General features: G+C 69.9%; 14 protein-coding genes and 1 pseudogene. 7 read left to right on the top strand and 8 right to left on the bottom strand.

What is annotated here, in order from left to right:
* Positions 1–175: 175 nt before the first annotated feature.
* The 6 genes from EIZ45_RS45555 to tsaE are packed head-to-tail and all read left to right on the top strand — an operon-like array spanning position 176 to position 6,215.
* The gene (locus EIZ45_RS45555) at positions 176–1,000 is read left to right on the top strand and encodes a DeoR/GlpR family DNA-binding transcription regulator (protein ID WP_043835271.1); all 825 of its coding nucleotides are present in this window, start codon (positions 176–178) and stop codon (positions 998–1,000) included.
* A complete protein-coding gene (gene xylB, locus EIZ45_RS45550) occupies positions 990–2,423 on the top strand; it encodes a xylulokinase (protein ID WP_134670370.1) in 1,434 nt (477 codons plus the stop codon). Before EIZ45_RS45555 ends, xylB begins: the two co-directional genes overlap by 11 nt.
* Before the next feature lie 3 nt (positions 2,424–2,426).
* A complete protein-coding gene (locus tag EIZ45_RS45545; protein ID WP_043835267.1) occupies positions 2,427–3,527 on the top strand; it encodes an ABC transporter ATP-binding protein in 1,101 nt (366 codons plus the stop codon).
* Between the two features lie 29 nt (positions 3,528–3,556).
* The gene (alr, locus tag EIZ45_RS45540; protein ID WP_134670368.1) at positions 3,557–4,678 is read left to right on the top strand and encodes an alanine racemase; all 1,122 of its coding nucleotides are present in this window, start codon (positions 3,557–3,559) and stop codon (positions 4,676–4,678) included.
* On the top strand, positions 4,675–5,763 hold the full coding sequence (locus EIZ45_RS45535; RefSeq protein ID WP_043835263.1) for an alpha/beta fold hydrolase: 1,089 nt from the start codon (positions 4,675–4,677) through the stop codon (positions 5,761–5,763). The genes alr and EIZ45_RS45535 overlap by 4 nt, the downstream gene beginning before the upstream one ends.
* Complete coding sequence (gene tsaE, locus EIZ45_RS45530; RefSeq protein ID WP_081684980.1) at positions 5,748–6,215, top strand: tRNA (adenosine(37)-N6)-threonylcarbamoyltransferase complex ATPase subunit type 1 TsaE; 468 nt, start codon at positions 5,748–5,750, stop codon at positions 6,213–6,215. Before EIZ45_RS45535 ends, tsaE begins: the two co-directional genes overlap by 16 nt.
* Before the next feature lie 21 nt (positions 6,216–6,236).
* On the opposite strand, the gene EIZ45_RS45525 is transcribed toward tsaE, so the two are convergent.
* Positions 6,237–7,895: a DUF2207 domain-containing protein gene (locus EIZ45_RS45525; RefSeq protein WP_043835261.1), complete on the bottom strand. Its 1,659-nt coding sequence runs from the start codon at positions 7,893–7,895 to the stop codon at positions 6,237–6,239.
* Between the two features lie 91 nt (positions 7,896–7,986).
* On the opposite strand from EIZ45_RS45525, the gene EIZ45_RS45520 reads away from it, so the two are divergent.
* Positions 7,987–9,360: a neutral zinc metallopeptidase gene (locus tag EIZ45_RS45520; RefSeq protein ID WP_304576236.1), complete on the top strand. Its 1,374-nt coding sequence runs from the start codon at positions 7,987–7,989 to the stop codon at positions 9,358–9,360.
* A gap of 178 nt (positions 9,361–9,538) precedes the next feature.
* Here EIZ45_RS45520 and EIZ45_RS45515 read toward each other — a convergent pair whose 3' ends face one another.
* The 7 genes and pseudogenes from EIZ45_RS45515 to EIZ45_RS45485 form a co-directional block, all read right to left on the bottom strand.
* Positions 9,539–10,948 (bottom strand): MFS transporter, encoded by a 1,410-nt coding sequence (locus tag EIZ45_RS45515; protein ID WP_134670366.1) that lies wholly within the window; start codon positions 10,946–10,948, stop codon positions 9,539–9,541.
* A gap of 365 nt (positions 10,949–11,313) precedes the next feature.
* Complete coding sequence (locus tag EIZ45_RS45510; RefSeq protein WP_134670364.1) at positions 11,314–12,630, bottom strand: carboxyl transferase domain-containing protein; 1,317 nt, start codon at positions 12,628–12,630, stop codon at positions 11,314–11,316.
* Entirely contained in the window at positions 12,627–14,048 is a 1,422-nt protein-coding gene (locus tag EIZ45_RS45505; protein ID WP_134670362.1) for an acyl-CoA synthetase, read from the bottom strand. The genes EIZ45_RS45510 and EIZ45_RS45505 overlap by 4 nt, the downstream gene beginning before the upstream one ends.
* Positions 14,049–14,157: 109 nt before the next feature.
* The gene (locus tag EIZ45_RS45500) at positions 14,158–14,904 is read right to left on the bottom strand and encodes an ESX secretion-associated protein EspG (RefSeq protein WP_134670360.1); all 747 of its coding nucleotides are present in this window, start codon (positions 14,902–14,904) and stop codon (positions 14,158–14,160) included.
* Between the two features lie 2 nt (positions 14,905–14,906).
* Positions 14,907–16,193, bottom strand: coding sequence for a hypothetical protein (locus EIZ45_RS47560; protein ID WP_205670330.1), 1,287 nt, complete (start codon positions 16,191–16,193; stop codon positions 14,907–14,909).
* Positions 16,194–16,350: 157 nt separating this feature from the next.
* Positions 16,351–16,608 (bottom strand): annotated as a pseudogene (locus EIZ45_RS47555) (DUF3558 family protein); the annotation flags it as partial.
* On the bottom strand, positions 16,608–17,252 hold the full coding sequence (locus EIZ45_RS45485) for a DUF3558 domain-containing protein (RefSeq protein ID WP_134670354.1): 645 nt from the start codon (positions 17,250–17,252) through the stop codon (positions 16,608–16,610). The pseudogene EIZ45_RS47555 and the gene EIZ45_RS45485, both read right to left, overlap by 1 nt.
* Positions 17,253–17,385: the final 133 nt, after the last annotated feature.

Below are 17,385 nucleotides of genomic sequence, written 5' to 3'. Positions count from 1 at the left end.
AAGAAAACAGACACCAAACGTTAAAACTCAAGCTCAGGGTTCCCCTCACGACATCCGCACCAACGCCGCGAACGCACCGCGCTACTGAGCAAACCTCATGGGGGCGCTCGCAGGTGAGCGAAGAGTTATCGAGTTACGTGTTAACTCGGCTGGCAATATCTGGTAAGAACAAGATGTGAGTCGAGACACGCCAGGACGGCCGAAGACGCGCCCGTCCGACGCCGCGGTGGAGCAGCGGCGCCACGAGATCCTCGACTACGTCATTGACCAGGGCGAAGTCCGCATCGACGACCTCACCGCGCGGTTCGGCGTGAGCCTCATGACGATGCACCGCGACCTGGACGAGCTCGCCGACAAGCGGTTGCTCCGGAAGCTGCGCGGCAAGGTCGAGGCGTATCCCGCGCTCACCATGGAGACCGCCAGCCGGTTCACGCTGCACTCGGCCGAGAAGGAAGCCCTCGCGGACCTCGCGATTCAGCAGGTCGAGCCCGGCCAGGCGGTGTTCGTCGACGACTCCACCACGCTGTTTCCGCTGGTCGAGCGGCTGGCCCGGATCGAGCGCCTCACCGTCATCACCAACTCGCTGCAGGCCGCGCGGTTGCTGGGCACCGGCGTCGACGTGGTCCTCGCCGGCGGGCATTACCACCCCGAATACGACTCCTGCTCCGGTCCCGACGTGCTCGCGCTGCTCGAGCGCATTCGCGTGGACATCGCGTTCGTCTCGGTGAGCGCGGTCGCGGTGGGCAGGCTGTTCCACCCGGTCCGCGACTACGCCGAGCTCAAGAAGGCCGTGCTGCGCGCCGCGAACCGCAATGTGCTGGTGCTCGACCACTCGAAGTTCGGCCGCACCGCGACGTACGCGCACGGCACTGTCGGCGATTACGACCTCCTGATCACCAGCGAAGCCACTCCCACCGAGGAGATCGAGGCGGCGCTGAACGAAGGCACGGCGGTCGAGGCCGCGGAGTACGTCGAGGAGGGGCAGCCCTATGACAGCTGAGCTGGTGGCCGGGGTCGATTCGTCGACCCAGTCGACCAAGGTCGTGGTCTGCGACGCACGCACCGGCGAGGTCGTGCGCACGGGTCGCGCACCGCATCCGGACGGCACCGAGGTCGACCCCGCAGCGTGGGCGCAAGCGTTTGCGGACGCCACTCGCGACGTGCTCGACGGGGTCAAGGCGGTCGGCGTCGGCGGGCAGCAGCACGGCATGGTCACGCTCGACGAGGCCGGCGAGGTCGTCCGGCCCGCATTGCTGTGGAACGACACCCGCTCCGCGCAGGCGGCCAAGGACCTCACCGACGAACTGGGCGGACCCGGTGTCTGGGCGAAGTCGGTCGGGCTGGTGCCGGTCGCGAGCTTCACCGTCACCAAGCTCCGCTGGCTCGCCGAGCACGAACCGGAGAACGCCGACCGCGTCGCGCGCGTCCTGCTGCCGCACGACTGGCTGACCTGGAGGCTGCTCGGCCGCCCGGAAACCGCGGTGACCGACCGCGGCGACGCTTCCGGCACCGGGTACTTCTCGCCGACGGACAACACTTACCGCCACGACGTCCTCGCGCACGCGTTCGGCGGCCGCACCCCGGATTTGCCGACGGTGCTCGGCCCGTCCGACGTGGCCGGGCACACCAGCGACGGCATGCTCGTCTCCGCGGGCACCGGCGACAACATGGCCGCCGCCCTCGCGCTCGAACTGGCCCCGGGCGACGCGGTGATCTCGATCGGCACCAGCGGCACGGTTTTCGGCGTCACCGAGACCGGCGCGGCGGACGCGAGCGGCCTGGTCGCCGGATTCGCCGACGCCACCGGCCGGTTCCTCCCGCTGACCGCCGCCCTCAACGCCGCGCGCGTGCTCACCGCGGGCGCGGCGATGCTCGGCGTCGACCTGGCCGAATTCGACCGGCTCGCGCTGTCCGCCGAACCGGGTGCGGGCGGGCTCACGCTGCTGCCGTACCTCGACGGCGAGCGCACCCCGAACCTGCCCGGCGCTACCGGATCGCTGCACGGGCTGACCAGGGCGAACATGACGCCGGAGAACGTCGCGCGGGCGACCGTGGAGGGCATGGTCTGCGGGTTGGCCGCCGGGCTCGACGCGGTGCGCGCGCAGGGCATGGCCGTGAAGCGCGTGCTGCTGATCGGCGGCGGTGCGCAGTCCGCCGCGGTGCGGGCGATCGCGCCGATCGTGCTCGGCCTGCCCGTCGTGATCCCCGAGGTCGGCGAGTACGTCGCGCTCGGCGCCGCGCGGCAGGCCGCCTGGGCGCTCGCGGGCACCGCCGAGCCGCCGACCTGGCACGGAACCGAAAACCGGCTCGAACTGGGCGAGCCGACCGGGGCACTACGCGCCGCGGGCATCGAGATCCAGCAACGCCACCTCGAGGCGCGCGAGGCCGCGCACGGGGTTTCCGCGAAATTGGGAGAGGACTGACCGATGGCCAGCATCACCTACGACAAGGCGACCCGGCGCTACTCCGGGACCGAGCGTCCCGCGGTCGACGCGCTGGACCTGGAGATCGCCGACGGCGAGTTCCTCGTGCTGGTCGGGCCGTCGGGCTCGGGCAAGTCCACCGCGCTGCGGATGCTCGCGGGCCTGGAGGACATCGACGAGGGCGCGGTCTGGATCGGCGACCGCGACGTCACCCAGCTGCCGCCTCGTTCGCGCGACATCGCGATGGTGTTCCAGAACTACGCGCTGTACCCGCACATGACGGTCGCGCAGAACATGGGCTTCGCGCTGAAGATCGCCGGGCGGCCCGCGTCGGAGATCAAGCAGAAGGTGCTCGACGCGGCGAAGCTGCTGGACATCGAGCAGTACCTGGACCGCAAGCCGAAGGCGCTGTCCGGCGGTCAGCGCCAGCGCGTCGCGATGGGCCGCGCGATCGTGCGCGAGCCGCAGGTCTTCCTCATGGACGAGCCGCTGTCGAACCTCGACGCGAAGCTGCGCGTTTCGACCCGTACGCAGATCGCCGCGCTGCAGCGCCGGCTCGGCGTCACCACCGTGTACGTGACCCACGACCAGGTCGAGGCCATGACGATGGGTGACCGCGTCGCGGTGCTGTCGGACGGTCTGCTGCAGCAGTGCGACACCCCGCGCGCCCTGTACGACCGGCCCGCAAACGTTTTCGTCGCGGGCTTCATCGGCTCCCCGGCGATGAACCTGGTCGCCGCGAAGCTCACCGCGGACGGCGCCGAGGTCGGCGGCGTGCAGGTGCCGCTCAAGCCCGAGGTCCGGTCCGCGGCCGACGGCGACACGGTCACCATCGGTTTCCGCCCGGAGTCGCTGGAGGTCACCACCGACACCGCCGGCTCGCTGCCGATCAAGGTCGAACTGGTCGAGGAGCTGGGCTCGGACGCCTACGTCTACGGCAAGCTCGGCGCCGGCGTCGAGGAGAGCGCCGAGGGTTCGTCACGCAACGTGGTCGCCCGCGTCGACCCGCGTACGCCCCCCGGCATGGGCGACACCCTGCACCTGCGGATCCGTCCGGACGAGCTGCACGTGTTCTCCGGCACGTCCGGGCAGCGTCTCTCCTGAGCCGATAGCGTGGGAAACTGGCAGTCGTTATGACTGCCAGTTCTCCGCACGCCGAGACCGTGGTCGATCTCGGCGCAGTGCGCCACAACGTTTCCTTGCTGGCCGCCCGGGCCCCCGGCGCGGCCGTGATGTGCGTGGTCAAGGCCGACGGGTACGGCCACGGCGCGGTCCCCGTCGGCTGCGCCGCGGTCGAGGCCGGGGCGAGCTGGCTCGGCACCTGCTCGCTGCGGGAAGCACTCGACCTGCGGGCCGCGGGTCTGTCCGTGCGGCTGTTCAGCTGGCTGGACGTGCCGGAGCTGGATTTCACGCCCGGCATCGAGGCGGACATCGACCTCGGCGTCAGCTCCCTGAGCGAGCTGGCCAGGGTCGACGACGCGGCGGAGCGGGCCGGGAAGCGCGCCCGCGTGCACCTCAAGATCGACACCGGGCTGTCGCGCAACGGCTGCCCGCCCGCTGCCTGGCCTGAGCTGGTCGAAGCGGCGGCCAAGGCGCGCGGCGTCGAGGTCGTGGCCATCTGGTCGCACCTGGCCTGCGCCGACGAGCTGGGGCACGCGTCGATCGACGCGCAGGCGAAGCTGTTCGCCGAGGCTTACGACGCGGCCCGCGCCGCCGGTCTCGACCCGATCCGGCACCTGGCGAACTCCGCGGCCACGCTCACCAGGCCGGACCTGCACTTCGAGATGGTCCGCCCGGGCATCGCGATGTACGGCCTCAACCCGGTGCCCACCGACGACGACCTGCGTCCGGTGATGACCTTCCGGTCGACCGTGGTGCTCACCAAGCCGCTGGCGGCAGGCGAATCCGTCTCCTACGGACACACCTGGACCGCGCACGAGGACACCACGCTCGCGCTCGTGCCCGCCGGATACGCCGACGGGGTGCCGCGCACGCTGTCCGGCCGGATGGACGTCTGGCTCGGCGGGAAGCGGCGGCCGGTCGTCGGGCGGGTCTGCATGGACCAGCTGGTGGTCAACGTCGGCAACGAGGACGTGCCCGCCGTGGGCGACGTGGTCGTGCTGTTCGGATCGGGCAGCTCGGGAGAGCCGACCGCGCGCGAATGGGCGGACAAGATCGGCACCATCGACTACGAAATCGTCACCTCGATGTACCGGCCACGCGTGCACCGCCGGTACGTGGGGGAGCGGGCGTGACTCCTTCGGCGCGACTGTGGGCGATCGTCGGCGGAGTCGGAGCGGTAGTGACGGGTGCGGCAGCGGCAGTTGTCGCGTCGCAGCAACGCAAACCGACCGAAGACCCGTTCGCCGACGAGCCGCTGGGCGAGCTGAAGCCGGACCGGACGTCCACTGTCGCGGCTGAAGACGGTACGCCGCTGTCGGTCGAGGAGATCGATCCTGAGGACGGCGAGCAGCCGGAGCTGACTCTCGTCGGCGTACACGGCTTCGCGCTTTCGCGGCGCTCGTGGCACTTCCAACGCCGCGACGTCGCTTCGTTGCGGCTGCCGCGCGTACGGCAGGTCTACTTTGACCATCGCGGTCACGGTCTGTCCGGAGAAGCGTCCACGGAGACGTCGACGATCGAACAGCTCGCGCACGACCTCGACAGCGTGCTGCGCGCGATAGTGCCTGAAGGGCCGATCGTCCTCATGGGACATTCCATGGGCGGCATGGTGATCATGGAGCTGGCGGCGCAACGGCCAGACCTCTTCGAGGAGCGCGTATGCGGCGTCGCCTTCATCGCGACCGCGGCGGGCGAAGTCGGCGCGCGCGGGTTGCCGAGGCCGTTGCTGTCCAAGTACAACCCGCTTACCCGCGGCGTCGGCGAGCTGGCTGGGTGGCAACCCGGGTTGGTGGAGTTCGTCCGCGCGGCCGGCGGTCAGCTGACCCGGCAAGCAGTGCGCCGGCTCGCGTTCGGCAGCCGTGACGTCTCGCCGCGGCTCGTCGACTTCATGCTCGAAATGCTCGCGGTGACGCCGGTGCGCGGCCTGATCAACTTCGTGGACACCCTCGGCAGCCACAATCGCTACGCGGTGCTTGCCGGGCTCAACCACGCGCAAGTGCTGGTCATCGGCGGCGATTCGGACCGCTTCACGCCGTTCGCGCACGCCGAGCGCATCGCCGCCGAGCTGCCGGACGCCGAGCTGGTGCGCGTGCGCGGAGCCGGGCACATGGTGCAGCTCGAACAGCCCGAGCTGGTGAACAGCCATCTCATCGACCTGCTGCAGCGCTGTGGTGGCAGCGCCGCGCCGAACCGGCGAAACTGGTGGTGGACAAAGTGATTCTGGAAACCCCCGAGGACACGATGGCCTTCGGGCGGACGCTGGGCGCGGCCCTGCGCGCGGGCGACGTGGTGCTGCTGGACGGTCCGCTCGGTGCCGGGAAAACCACGCTGACCCGCGGGATCGCGGACGGTCTCGGGGTCGGCGGACGGGTCAGCTCGCCGACCTTCGTGCTGGCGCGGGTGCACGCCGCCGGGGCGGCCGGGGTGCCGCTGATCCACGTGGACGCGTACCGGCTCGGCGGCGATCTGTCCCAATTGGACGACCTCGATCTGGACACCGACCTGGAATCGTCCGCCGTGGTCGTCGAATGGGGCGAGGGCAGCGCGGAGCGGCTCTCGGAGGACCACCTGGTCGTCCGCCTGACCCGGCACGACGACGACACCCGGGCCGTCGTGCTGGAACCGCACGGCTCCTGGACCACCCGGGTCGACGAGCTGCAAGCCGCCTAGCGCTTCCCGTCCGGCACTCCGCTACGACCCGGTTTTCGACGGTTCCTTCGTCAGCGCGTGGTTGAGCGCGGCCAGGAAGGCCAGCAGCCGAGGGCCGAAGCGACGCAGGTCGTCGTCCTGTTCGACGCCGCCGTACCAGGAGAGGCCGGCTTGGCCGTCGGCGTCCGGGTCCAAATCGGCGAACGCGCCGAGCCAGCGTTCGGTGTCGCCGAGCACCACCGCGTACGGCAGAGAACGGGAGAACACCATCTCGCGGTCCGCCGGGCGTTCGATGTCTTCCGCGCGCACCCGGTGCAGGTAGCGCAACAGTCCGCGGATCTGGCCGGCGACCGCGCGGCCGCGGGCGGTGCGGGACGGCAGCAGCGCGCGAGCCGCGGCGAGACCCAGGCCGGCGAGCGCGACCGCGACGCCCAGCAGCGCGTGCCCGACGGTGAACGAAAGCACCGCCGTCGCGACCAAGCCGAGCACGAACAGCAGGATGCCGGGCAGCGCCAGCACCCCGCGCGAGGTGTCCGGACGACGCGAGAACCATTGGCTGGCAACGACGTCCCGGTACATGGAGTCCTGGATCGGCGCCGAGTCGAGTTCGCTCAGCCGGGACAGCAGGACGGTGTCGGTTCCTTCCGGCAGCAGAGTTTCGTAGACCACCCGCTCGAAATCGCGCAGGTGCTCGTCCGGCGGGTTCCGCCGGGAGATCTGCCAGTCCGGACCGGGAAGCTCGGCCAGCCACAGGTAATTCCGCACCGCCAGATCGACGACGGTGGCCGCGATGTCCACCGGGTCCACCGACTCGTCCATCACGGTGCCGATCTGCCCGGGAAGCACCCCGTCCGGAGAAGCGAACCAAGTTCGGCCGTTTTCCCGCAACAGAACTTCGATTGTGGTATCGCCGGTGCTGGTCGCGAGTTCGTCCTGCTTTCGGCGGCGCCATACGAATAGCGCGGCGGCAATCAGCAAAACGGCAACCACGGCGAAGCCGATGACGGACGGCAAGGTGAGCGAGAATGCCGCCGCCAATGCGCTGGCAGGCACGAAATCGGCATTCGCCGGCGCGGTTCCCGGCGGCAGTCCGACCGACAGTTCCATCCGCGCGCCCGGCGGCAAATCGTTCTGCTGCAGCCGCAGCACGCCGGTGTGGTCGACCTCGGACAGCGTGCACGGCTGGTTCGCGCCGATCGAACAGGTCACCGGCGCCATCTGCCGGGCCGGGGCGAGGAAGGACGCCTTGATTTCCTTCACCGGCTGGTCGAAGCCGCCCGCGACGAGCGCGCGCACCTGCTGGCCGCCGCCCTGGTCGGCGAGGGCGCCGGCGAGGGTGTAGACGACGGTGGATTCGCCCGCGCCGAAGGTGAGCGTCAACTGGTCGTCGGCCTGCGCGACGGCGCCGCCGCCGGTGGCCTTCGCGTCCCGCACCGTGTAGCGGAGGTCCTGCCCGTCGTCGGCGGGCAGCCGCAACGGCAAGGTGGACACCAACTGCTGTCCACCGGGGACAGTCACCTTCTCGGTGACCTGGAAGCCGCCGTCGCGCAACAGTTTAAGTGCGATTTCCGCAGTCGCTTCGGGGGACGCTTGCGCATTCTCGGAATGCCGCCCGGTTCCGGAGAAGGCCGCCGCCGGACTCGCGCCGGATAGCACCGCCAATGCCGCGATCGCCGCCGCGGAAACCCATTTCCTCGCCACGGCAGCAGAGCCTAGAGCACACCGGCTAGGCTGGGTGCCCCGGCAGTGAAAAAAGCCGGATTACGCGAATCACGCAATCGCAGGGGGAACGATGACCTGGCCACCGCAAGGCGGTCCTTATCCGGTTCCGCCGGGAGCCGCCCCGCTCCCGCCGCCGCGGCCGCTGCCGCCCGGGATGCCGCCGGGCGCCGGGATGCCAGGCGGCGGGGTGGCGGGGCCGGGGATGCCGCCGGGACAGCAGTTTCCGGGCGGGCCGCCGACTCCGCCGGCACCGCAGTTCCCTCCCGGACCGCCGTTTCCCGCTGCCGGACCGGCAGTTCCGTTGCCGCCGCCTGCCGCGCCGTTGCCGCCGCCGCAGGTCGCTCCGGCTCCGGGACCCTTCGCCGCGTCCCCTGGCGTGCCCGCGCAGGCATTCGGTGCGGGTGCCCGGCTCGACGGCTATCGCGCCGAGCGACCGCCGAAGAAATCGCATGCCGGGGTGATCGTGCTGGTGTCGGTGCTCGGCGCGATCGTGCTGGTCGTCGGGGGACTGGCAGCGCTCGGTGCGGCCGTGCACAAAGACAAGCGCGTCGACGCGGCGAGCACCCCGCCGCCGACGTATTCCCCGATCTCCAGGGAAACGTCGCCCACCCGGTACACCACCGAAAGCAGCACTTCGGCCACGACCGCCTCGACAACCAGGGAAACCCGCGAAACCACCAGCGACTCGGAACCGGCGTCCGAGGCCCCGCCGGCGCCCCGCGGCCCGCAACCGGTGAAGGAGACCGCGCGGAACCCGCTGTTCGCCAGCGCCGACGCCGGATTGCAGAACGTGGCGTGCACGCTCAGCCGCTGGAGTTCGGACCGGGCAGGCGCGGAACGGTTCTTCCAGTCCGGCATCCGCTGCCTGAACACGGTGTGGGCGCCGGTGCTCGGCGACGCCGGCCTTCCGTTCGAGGGCCCGAACCTGGTGGTCGCGCAGTCCGGCCAGATGCAAAGCCCGTGCACTTCGTCCGGCGACAATTTCGCCGCCTACTACTGCCCGACGAACGAGACCATCTACATGCCGATGGACAAGCTCCAGATCGAGCAGTACGGCGCGCATCCCGGCATCTACCTCGCGGTGCTGGCCCACGAATACGGGCACCACGTGCAGAACCTGTCCGGCGTCGAGGATGCGATGAGCGAACAGCGGTACGACGCGGGCGCCGACTCCGCCGCCGGGCTGGAGCTGTCCCGCCGTCTGGAACTGCAGGCGCAGTGCTTCTCCGGCATGTTCCTCGGCGCGTCGTCGAGCGCGGGCGGGTCGATCGACCGCAACATCTACAACGAGGCCTGGAACTCCGAGGACCGCGGGGACCACGGCGACGGTCCTCGCGACCACGGCACCGACGAGCACTCCATCGCCTGGTGGCGCCAGGGCGCGACGAAGAACCGCACCCAGCAGTGCAACACCTGGACGGCGAACTCCTCCGACGTGGCCTGACCCGTCACGACGAGCTGAAACCGCACGGCTCGTAGACCACCCGGGTCTGCGCCGGGCAAAGCAAATGTACGTGAGGGGAACCCTGAGGGAATCAGATTCCCTCAGGGTTCCCCTCACGTACGTTCACCGGGGTCACGCGGCCCGGGCAGCCCGCACCCGCAACCTCGCGTTCAAGCGGTTACTGGCCGGCCTTGGCCGCCGCGTCCTCCGAAGCGGACAACGACGGAGAAGACCCCGGCAACGGCTTCTTCGCGGTCTCCTTCAGCTTCAGCAGCGTGAGCACACCGACCACGCCGGCGATCATCAGGTAGTACCCGGGCCACTTGAGATCCCCGGTCGCCAGCACCAGCGCGCTCATCACCAGCGACACCGTCCCGGCGAACGCGGACACGAAGATGTTGAACGAGATCGACAGCCCGCCGTAGCGGACCTCGGTCGGGAACAACGCGGGAAGCGTCGACGGGCAGGTCGAGGAGAAGCAGATCAGCAGCAGTCCCATCAGGACCAGGCCGAGCAGCACCGAGATCAGCGACCCGCTCTTGAGCAGCAGCACCATCGGAAGGCCGAGCACGATCAGCCCGCCCGCGCCGACCCACAGGATCGGCTTGCGGCCGACCTTGTCGCTGAGCCTGCCGAGCAGCGGGATGAGCAGCACGCCCAGCCACAGCACGCCGATCTGCAGCCATTCCGCCGCGGTCGCCGAGATCGCCTGCCCGCCGTTCGCGGACATCGTGCGGTCGTCCTTCAGATAGGTCGGCATGTAGCTGGTGAGCATGTAGTTGGTGACGTTCCAGGTCACCACGAGCCCGCCGGCCAGCAGCATCGTCGGCCAGTACTTCGCGAAGATCGTGCGGACCACGTGCTTGGCTTCGGCGTCCTCGCGCTTGCCCGACTCGTCGAGCAGCTGCTGGAAGGCGGGCGTCTCCTCGAGCTTCGTCCGCAGGTAGACCCCGACGATGCCGAGCGGAAGCGCCACCATGAACGGGATCCGCCAGCCCCAGGTGTCCATGAAGGCCGGCGTCGAAACCAGCGGCAGCACCGACGAGACGGTCGCGCCCAGCGCGTACCCGATGAAGGTGCCGAACTCCAGGAAGCTGCCGAAGTAGCCGCGGCGGCGGTCCGGGCTGTACTCGGCGATGAACGTCATCGCGCCGGCGTACTCGCCGCCGGTGGAGAAGCCCTGCAGGACCCGCGCGCACACCAGCAGGATCGGCGCGGCCAGCCCGATCGAGGAGTACGACGGGATCAGTCCGATGAGGAACGTGCCGGTCGCCATCAGGATGACCGTCACCGCGAGCACCTTGGTCCGGCCGATCTTGTCGCCGAGCGGGCCGAAGAACAGGCCGCCGAGCGGACGCACCAGGAACGCCACCGCGAAGGTCGCGAACGTCGCGAGCTGGGCCAGCGCGGGATTGCCGGGCGGGAAGAACTGTGCCTCGATGGTCGTGGAGAGGTAGCCGTAGACCCCGAAATCGAACCACTCGGTGATGTTGCCGACCGCGGCCGCGCCGACCGCCCGGCGCATTGTCGCGTCGTCCGTGACGGTGGCGCCGCCCGACGGCCCCCTCCCGTCTGCTGCCTCTGTCACATCGCTCCCTTCGCGTTTTCGGGACTCACTGCGCAGAGCCCCCGACATCACCTACCGCGAGCGGTCCAAAGCCTAACGTGACACGTCTCACTCCCGCTCGGGGGTAGCGCAGGTAACGCAGACCGGGGAGCATGCGTTATAGCAGGTAGATACCTGTAAAACCCCATCAACTCGCACGCGTCGGCCAGCGGATCATCCGGATTCGCCGACGGCATTTGACGCGCGCAACCCGTGAGGAGGAGCCGCAATGACGGCAGTATTCGTGGCCATCGCAAGCTGTGCAACCGCGGGAGTCGCTGTAGCGGCCACCCTCGCGTCCTACGCGCAGCGCAAGTGGCGGGTCCGCGCCGTCGAGGCGTGACCCGTCAGGACTCGACGATCCCGACTGCCAGGCCGAGGCCGACCAGGTCCTGCGGACGCAACCGCAGCTGGTCGGCCACGGCCGGCACGTCGGTCATCGGGCGTTTCAGGATCGCCGCCGCGGCTTCCGGGGAAGTGACCGAGAAGTAGGCGTCCGGGGCGATCCACGTCGTGCCTTCAGCGGCGAAAGCCAGCGCGCCGCCGGAACCGCCCTCGCCGATCACCAGCGTAGTGACCGGCACCGCGGCGGTGGCGATCGCCTCGAACAGCTCCGCGATCGCTGGCCCGATCCCGCCTTCTTCCGCTTCCGCGTCGTTCGCCGCGCCGGGAGTGTCCACCAGAGTCAGCACCGGAATCCCTAGCCGGGACGCCAGCCGGACGAGTCGTGCCGCAGTGCGGAAGCCTGCCGGACGCGTCGCGGTGCCGCACTGTGCTGTGTACGCGATCGCGCGGCCGTCTCGCCAGCCGAAGCCACATTGGACGCCTTCGTCCACGTGACCGGCACGGTCGCCTTGTACGTTCTCTCGCCAGTCGAAGTACGCGTCGAGGTACTCGGGTGCGCGCGCTCGCGAAGAGGCGCGCGCCGCTCGTACAGCGTCCCAGCCGGTTTCGGGCAGCGCGGCGTTGCGAAGGGCTTTTGGCGGAGGAGCGGGCTCTGTCGACGGTGAAGCCAACAGCCGTAGCCATCGCGCGAGTACGTCGCCCAGTTCCTCTGTCGCAACGAGACGGTCGACCTGGCCCCACTCAAGCTTCGCTTCGACGGTGTACGCCTCTGCGGGCGACGTCGCAGGCCGTACCCGGGAGCCAGCGAAGCCCACTTGGGCGTCTGGCAGTCCCAACACGACGTCCGAACCGGCACCGAGCGTCGCCCAGCCGCCGCCGGTGGACGGATCACGCAGAACGGAAATCTGCGGGACGCCCGCCGCGCGTGCTTCCGCGGCGGCACGCGCGATTCGCTGGAGCTGGGAAAGCGCGCGCATGCCGTGCTGCATCCGGCTGCCGCCCGTCGCGACCAGCGAAACCACGGGCAGTCCACGCTCTTTCGCGTGCGCGAAGGCGGCTTCGACGCGGTCGCCGGTCTGCTGTCCGATCGAACCGCCGAGGAAGCCGAACTCCCAGGCGATCAGCACCGTGGGCACGTCGCCGACGCGGGCTTCCCCGACGACCACCGATTCCGTTTCGCCCGTGCGTGCGGCGGCTGCGGCCCGAGCTTCCGGATACCCCGGCCAGCCGAGCGGATCGTCCGCCGGAGTGTCCGCGACGGGCAGATCGGTGAACCCGGTGGAAAGGGCGGCCAGCAGCTCGCGCGCGGTCGTCCTCATCCCAGCGCTCGCTTCATGACCTTGCCCATGTCGTTGCGCGGCAACGCATCCAGGTATCGCACGACGCGCGGCCGCTTGTGCGGGGCGAGCAGCTTCGACACGTGGTCGGCGAGTTGCTCGACCGTCGGGCGTTCGCCCTCCGGCACGACCCACGCGACGATCCGTTCGCCGAGGTCGTCGTCCGGTTCGCCGGTCACCGCGACCTCGGCGACGTTCGGGTGTTCCAGCAGCGCGTTCTCGATCTCGCCCGCGCCGATCTTGTAGCCGCCGCTCTTGATCAGGTCGGTGGCCTTGCGTCCGACGATCCGGACGTAGCCGCACGCGTCGCGGGTGGCCATGTCGCCGGTGCGGAACCAGCCGCCGTCGAGCGCGGCGGCGGTCGCGTCCGGGCGGTTGAGATATTCGGTGAACAGATTCGGCCCGCGGACCTGGATCTCGCCGACCGCGTCGGGCTCCTCGACCGCGGCCCCGGACTCGTCGACCAGCCGCAGGTCGACCCCGGCGAGCGGGACGCCGACCGAACCCGGCTTGCGCTCGCCGTCGGCGCGGACGCTGGTGTTCATCAGCGTTTCGGTCATGCCGTAGCGCTCCACGACCTGTTGTCCGGTCGCGGCGGTGATCCGCTGGTGGTCGTGCACCGGCAGCGCGGCCGAGCCGGAGACCAGCAGCCGCGCGGACTTGAGCGCGTCGGCGAGGGCTTCGTCGGTCGCGACCGCTTCGGCGATCCGGTGGTACATCGTCGGGACGCCGAACAGCATCGTCGCGCCGTTCGCGAGTTCTCCGGTGACGCCTTCGAGGGAGAACCGGCCGAGGTGGCGGACCGAGCCGCCGCGGCGCAGCGGACCGAGGATGCCGAGGATCAGGCCGTGGACGTGGAACAGCGGGAGGCCGTGGACGAGCACGTCGTCGGCCGTCCATTGCCAGGCGTCCTCGAGCGCGTCGAGCGTGGTCGCGATCGCGCGGCGGGGGAGTACGACACCCTTGGGCGGACCGGTCGTGCCGGAGGTGTAGACGATGAACGCGGGCGCTTCGGCGTCCGGCTCGCCGGCGGGCGGCTTCCCGTCGCCCTCCAGCGGAATGTCGCGCCGCGGCAGGTCGAGCGCGGCGGGCAGTTCGAAGCCGGGCTCGGCGAGCACCAGCGCGGGCTCGCTGTCGGCGAGGATGTGGCCGAGTTCGCGTTCGCCGATCTTGGGGTTGAGCGGCACCACCGGAACCCCGGCGAGCAACGCGGCGACCACCGCGACGCTGGTGTGCAGCGTCGGCGTCGCCCACACCGCGACCCGGCGGTCTCGCGGCAGGTCGGCGGCCAGCGCCCCGGCGACCGCGCCGAGTTCGGCGTAGGTGAGTTTTCGGTCGCCGAAGCGCAGCGCTTCCTTGCCGGATCCGGCGGCGACTGCGGGAAACAGCGGATCGGGCACTTTCGCGGACCTCCTGCGTCACCGGCACCTGGAACCGCACCGTACCGCCTTGTGGCGCTCGCCACCTGCGACGCGATTCACAGATCCTGATTGTCAGGGGTACCCAGGTTCAGGCGAGATTATCGAGCAGCGCGCGCACCCGCTCGACCATCGTTTCGTACCGGGCCGGTGCGACGTTCACGTACCGCTCGCCGCCGTCGGTTTCGGAGAACGAGAACAGGTAGCGCCCGTGCTCGGTGTCGTAATACGTGCAGATGTCGCGCCCGCTGATCCGCCGCCCGCCGAGCCCGTCGCGAACCGCCGCGGTGATCTGCCCGCCGCCTGCCCTCGGCAACGCGGCGACGTCGAGCAGATGCCGGACGTCCTGCCGCGCCGGACCGCCGTCGATCGCCAGGTTCAACGCCGATTCCGGCACCGACACCGCCTGCCCCTGCGCGGGCTGGACGCGCGGCAACTCCCGGATCAAGTCCTCGGCCAGCGCCTCGGCTCGCGCTGGCCGCAACACCACCGTGCTGGTGGACGGCATGTGGCAGGCGAGCACCGCGTCCTTGTTCGAGGCCGCGACGACCAGCCGATACCGCCGGTCCCGCCCGCTCTCGACGGTCGCCGACAGTTCGCTGGCCCCACGGCACAACACGGTCATGGTCCGGACGAACGTCTCGTCCAGACCGCCGCGCCCCCACACGCCTTGGTCGGCCATCGCGCTCACCGCGGCTTCGCGGTACGCGCGCATCTCCTCGGGGTCGCGCCAAAGCGGATCGGGCGCGAGCGCCGCCGGGAGCGAAACCCCCGCCAGTTCCGCCGCGAGGGGCAGGCAGTCGGCAGGGAGCACCACCTCGCGGGCGAGCACGAGCATCGTCAGAGCCCGATCACCGGCGGAACCGCCTTCGGAAGGTCCCCGATGAGGGCGGCGTCCGGGTCCTGCTCGACCAGGTAGTCAGCGGTCTCGTGGACGAGGTCTTCTTCCCCCTCGCCCTTCTGGCCGCGGCCCATCGCACCCGCGCCCATGCCGGGTGCTCCTGCGCGCCCGCTGGCACCCGCCGCTGCTCCGCCTCGCCCGGCGGCTTCGGCGCTGCCGAACGGTCCTGTGCCGGTTCCCGCACCTCGGCCGACGCTGTTGCCGTTGCCCGTGTTGCCTGTGTTCCCGAGGCTGCCCGCGTTGCCGCCGCCGGTTCCGGGGAGCCCCGGCGTGAACAGACCGCTGCCGCCCCCGCCGGTGGTGTTGGGGTTGCTGCTGTTGACCGACCAGGAGTTGGGATTCCCGGTGCTGGTGGGGTTGTTGACGCTCGTCAGGTCCGGCGGAACGTAACTGGAGGTCCGGGTGTCGTCCGGCAGGTTGTTGTGCGGGGGAACGTATTTGCCCGGCGTCTCCGTCGGGTTGGTGTGCGGCGGAGGCCCCGGATCCCACCGATGGGTCTCCGAAGGAGGCAAGGTCCCCGGCGGCCCAGTGCGATCGTTGGTGTGGTCGCGGTGGCTGGTGCCGCCGTCGGTGCCGCCCGTGCTGCCGCCGACGTAGCCGCCCTCGGTGTAGGTCCCAGCGGTGCCGCCGGGGCCACCCGGGGTGTAGTGCGTGGGCAGATGCGCAGTGCCGGTGCCGCCGGGCTGGGTGATGGTGAAGTCACCGCCTGCGGAGGGGAGGGCCAGCTCGCCGTATTGCGACGGGTCCGCCCAGCGAGCGGAGTTCTCCGTCGATTCCCCGTGATAAGACTCGTAACTGCTGACGACTTCTTGCGCTTTCTTGTTCCACGCATCGATTTCGTCGGAACGGTTGGAGAGGAAGGACAACGGAGTGTCGCTGACCCAGTCGTCCGACGGTTTGTCCCCGAGATCGCCGACCGACGCGATTTTGTCGCGAAGCCCCTCGAAGGAACCGCCCTGGCCGGAGTAGAGCGCCTCCGCCTGCGCGAGGTGCTGGCCACTGGTCTGCGAAGCCTGAACCAGCGGCCCGGCCCCGACGTAGGCCCGCCCGGCGGCGTCGCCTTTCCAGTACTCGTCCATCGCGCTCTGGAGCTGCCGCATTTCGTTGGCGATGTCCTCGTGCTGAGCGGAGAGCGCCGCCGACTGGTCGGAACCGTGGAACATGCCACCGGAACCCTTGCCGGATTTGACCAGGCGAACGATTTCCTGCGGGGAGAGGTTGCCCATCAAGCACCTGCCTTGAGAGTGGTGACGGCAGCGGCGGCGGTTTTCGCTGCCAATGCGCACGGGTCGGCATAGCCGGGGAACGATTTGTCGAGCANTCGGCGTCGTGCCAGGTGCAGATGGGCGCGACGAGGCCCTTGCCCTGGCGATTGCGGACGGAGCTGATGACCTCGGTCGCCTGGGCTTGGCTGAGCAGGGCGCAGGGGTTCTGCTCGTACTTGGTGGCGTCGAGCGGGTTGGCCACCTTGGGCACGCTGTGCGCGGTGCTCGTCGGTGCCGAGGACGACTCGGGTGTCGCCGGAACCGGAGTGCCTGGAGTCGAGGAGCAGGCAGTGACGGCGAGCAAAACGAGACTCCCTGCCGCCGCGAAGGTGACCGGTTTTGCCGACTCGGGCCCAGTGACGATGCGGCTCGTCATCACGTACCGGCCTTGATCGTCGTGATGGCGGCCGCGGCCGTTTTGACTGCCAGAGAGCACGGATCCTGATAGAGCGGCGATTGCGGCTGGAGCAGGATCGAACTGGTGAAGGTTTCGTCGTCTTTGATCCCGACGATGGCCTGGCAGCCGCCGCTTTTCCGGCTGTCGGTCGTTCCGGAAAGAACCGCCGGGTAACCATTGATGTCGGGAATCGCTTCAAAGTAACCAGACTGGCTGTCCTGGTGCTGGTACGCGCTGGCCAAGCCGCCCTGGTGCGGGAGGAGCCCGAGTCCGATCCGGTTGCCGTCGGCGTCAATCCAGCTGCAGATGGGCGCGACGGCGCCTGCGGCCTGGCGGTTGCGGACGGAGTTGATGAGCTGGGTCGCCTGGGCTTGGCTGAGCAGGGCGCAGGGGTTCTGCTCGTACTTGGCGGCGTCGAGCGGGTTGCTCACCTTGGGCACGTTGCGCGACGTGCTCGTCGGTGCGGAAGATGGCTGCGGCGTTGCCTGGGTCGGTGTTCCGGAAACGGACGAACAGGCTGTCATAGCGAGCAACAGCAGACTGCCGGTCGTAGCGAGCGCGACGGGCTTCGCGGGTTCTGCTGCTCTGGGCCGGATGATGTCCACCACGGCACGGGCTGCCATCACGTACCTGCCTTGATCGTCGTAACAGCAGCGGCGGCCGTTTTCACCGCGAGCGAGCATGGGTCGTTGTAGAGAGGCGACGTCGTTCGAAGGCGCACGGATGCGGTGAAGAGTTCGTCGTCTTTGATTCCGA

The sequence above is a fragment of the Amycolatopsis sp. CFH S0740 genome (assembly GCF_004522315.1).
Lineage (GTDB): Bacteria > Actinomycetota > Actinomycetes > Mycobacteriales > Pseudonocardiaceae > Amycolatopsis > Amycolatopsis nivea.
The sequence above is the reverse complement of the archived record's forward strand: the minus strand, read 5'-3'. Positions and strand labels throughout refer to the sequence as shown.

What these genes read in the sequence shown, in the direction of transcription:
- xylB (WP_134670370.1), top strand. Translation starts at nt 990, where the DNA reads ATGACAGCTGAGCTGGTGGCCGGGGTCGATTCGTCGACCCAGTCGACC.
- EIZ45_RS45545 (WP_043835267.1), top strand. Translation starts at nt 2,427, where the DNA reads ATGGCCAGCATCACCTACGACAAGGCGACCCGGCGCTACTCCGGGACC.
- alr (WP_134670368.1), top strand. Translation starts at nt 3,557, where the DNA reads ATGACTGCCAGTTCTCCGCACGCCGAGACCGTGGTCGATCTCGGCGCA.
- EIZ45_RS45520 (WP_304576236.1), top strand. Translation starts at nt 7,987, where the DNA reads ATGACCTGGCCACCGCAAGGCGGTCCTTATCCGGTTCCGCCGGGAGCC.
- EIZ45_RS45510 (WP_134670364.1), bottom strand. Translation starts at nt 12,630, where the DNA reads ATGAGGACGACCGCGCGCGAGCTGCTGGCCGCCCTTTCCACCGGGTTC.
- EIZ45_RS45500 (WP_134670360.1), bottom strand. Translation starts at nt 14,904, where the DNA reads ATGCTCGTGCTCGCCCGCGAGGTGGTGCTCCCTGCCGACTGCCTGCCC.
- EIZ45_RS47560 (WP_205670330.1), bottom strand. Translation starts at nt 16,193, where the DNA reads ATGGGCAACCTCTCCCCGCAGGAAATCGTTCGCCTGGTCAAATCCGGC.
- EIZ45_RS45485 (WP_134670354.1), bottom strand. Translation starts at nt 17,252, where the DNA reads ATGGCAGCCCGTGCCGTGGTGGACATCATCCGGCCCAGAGCAGCAGAA.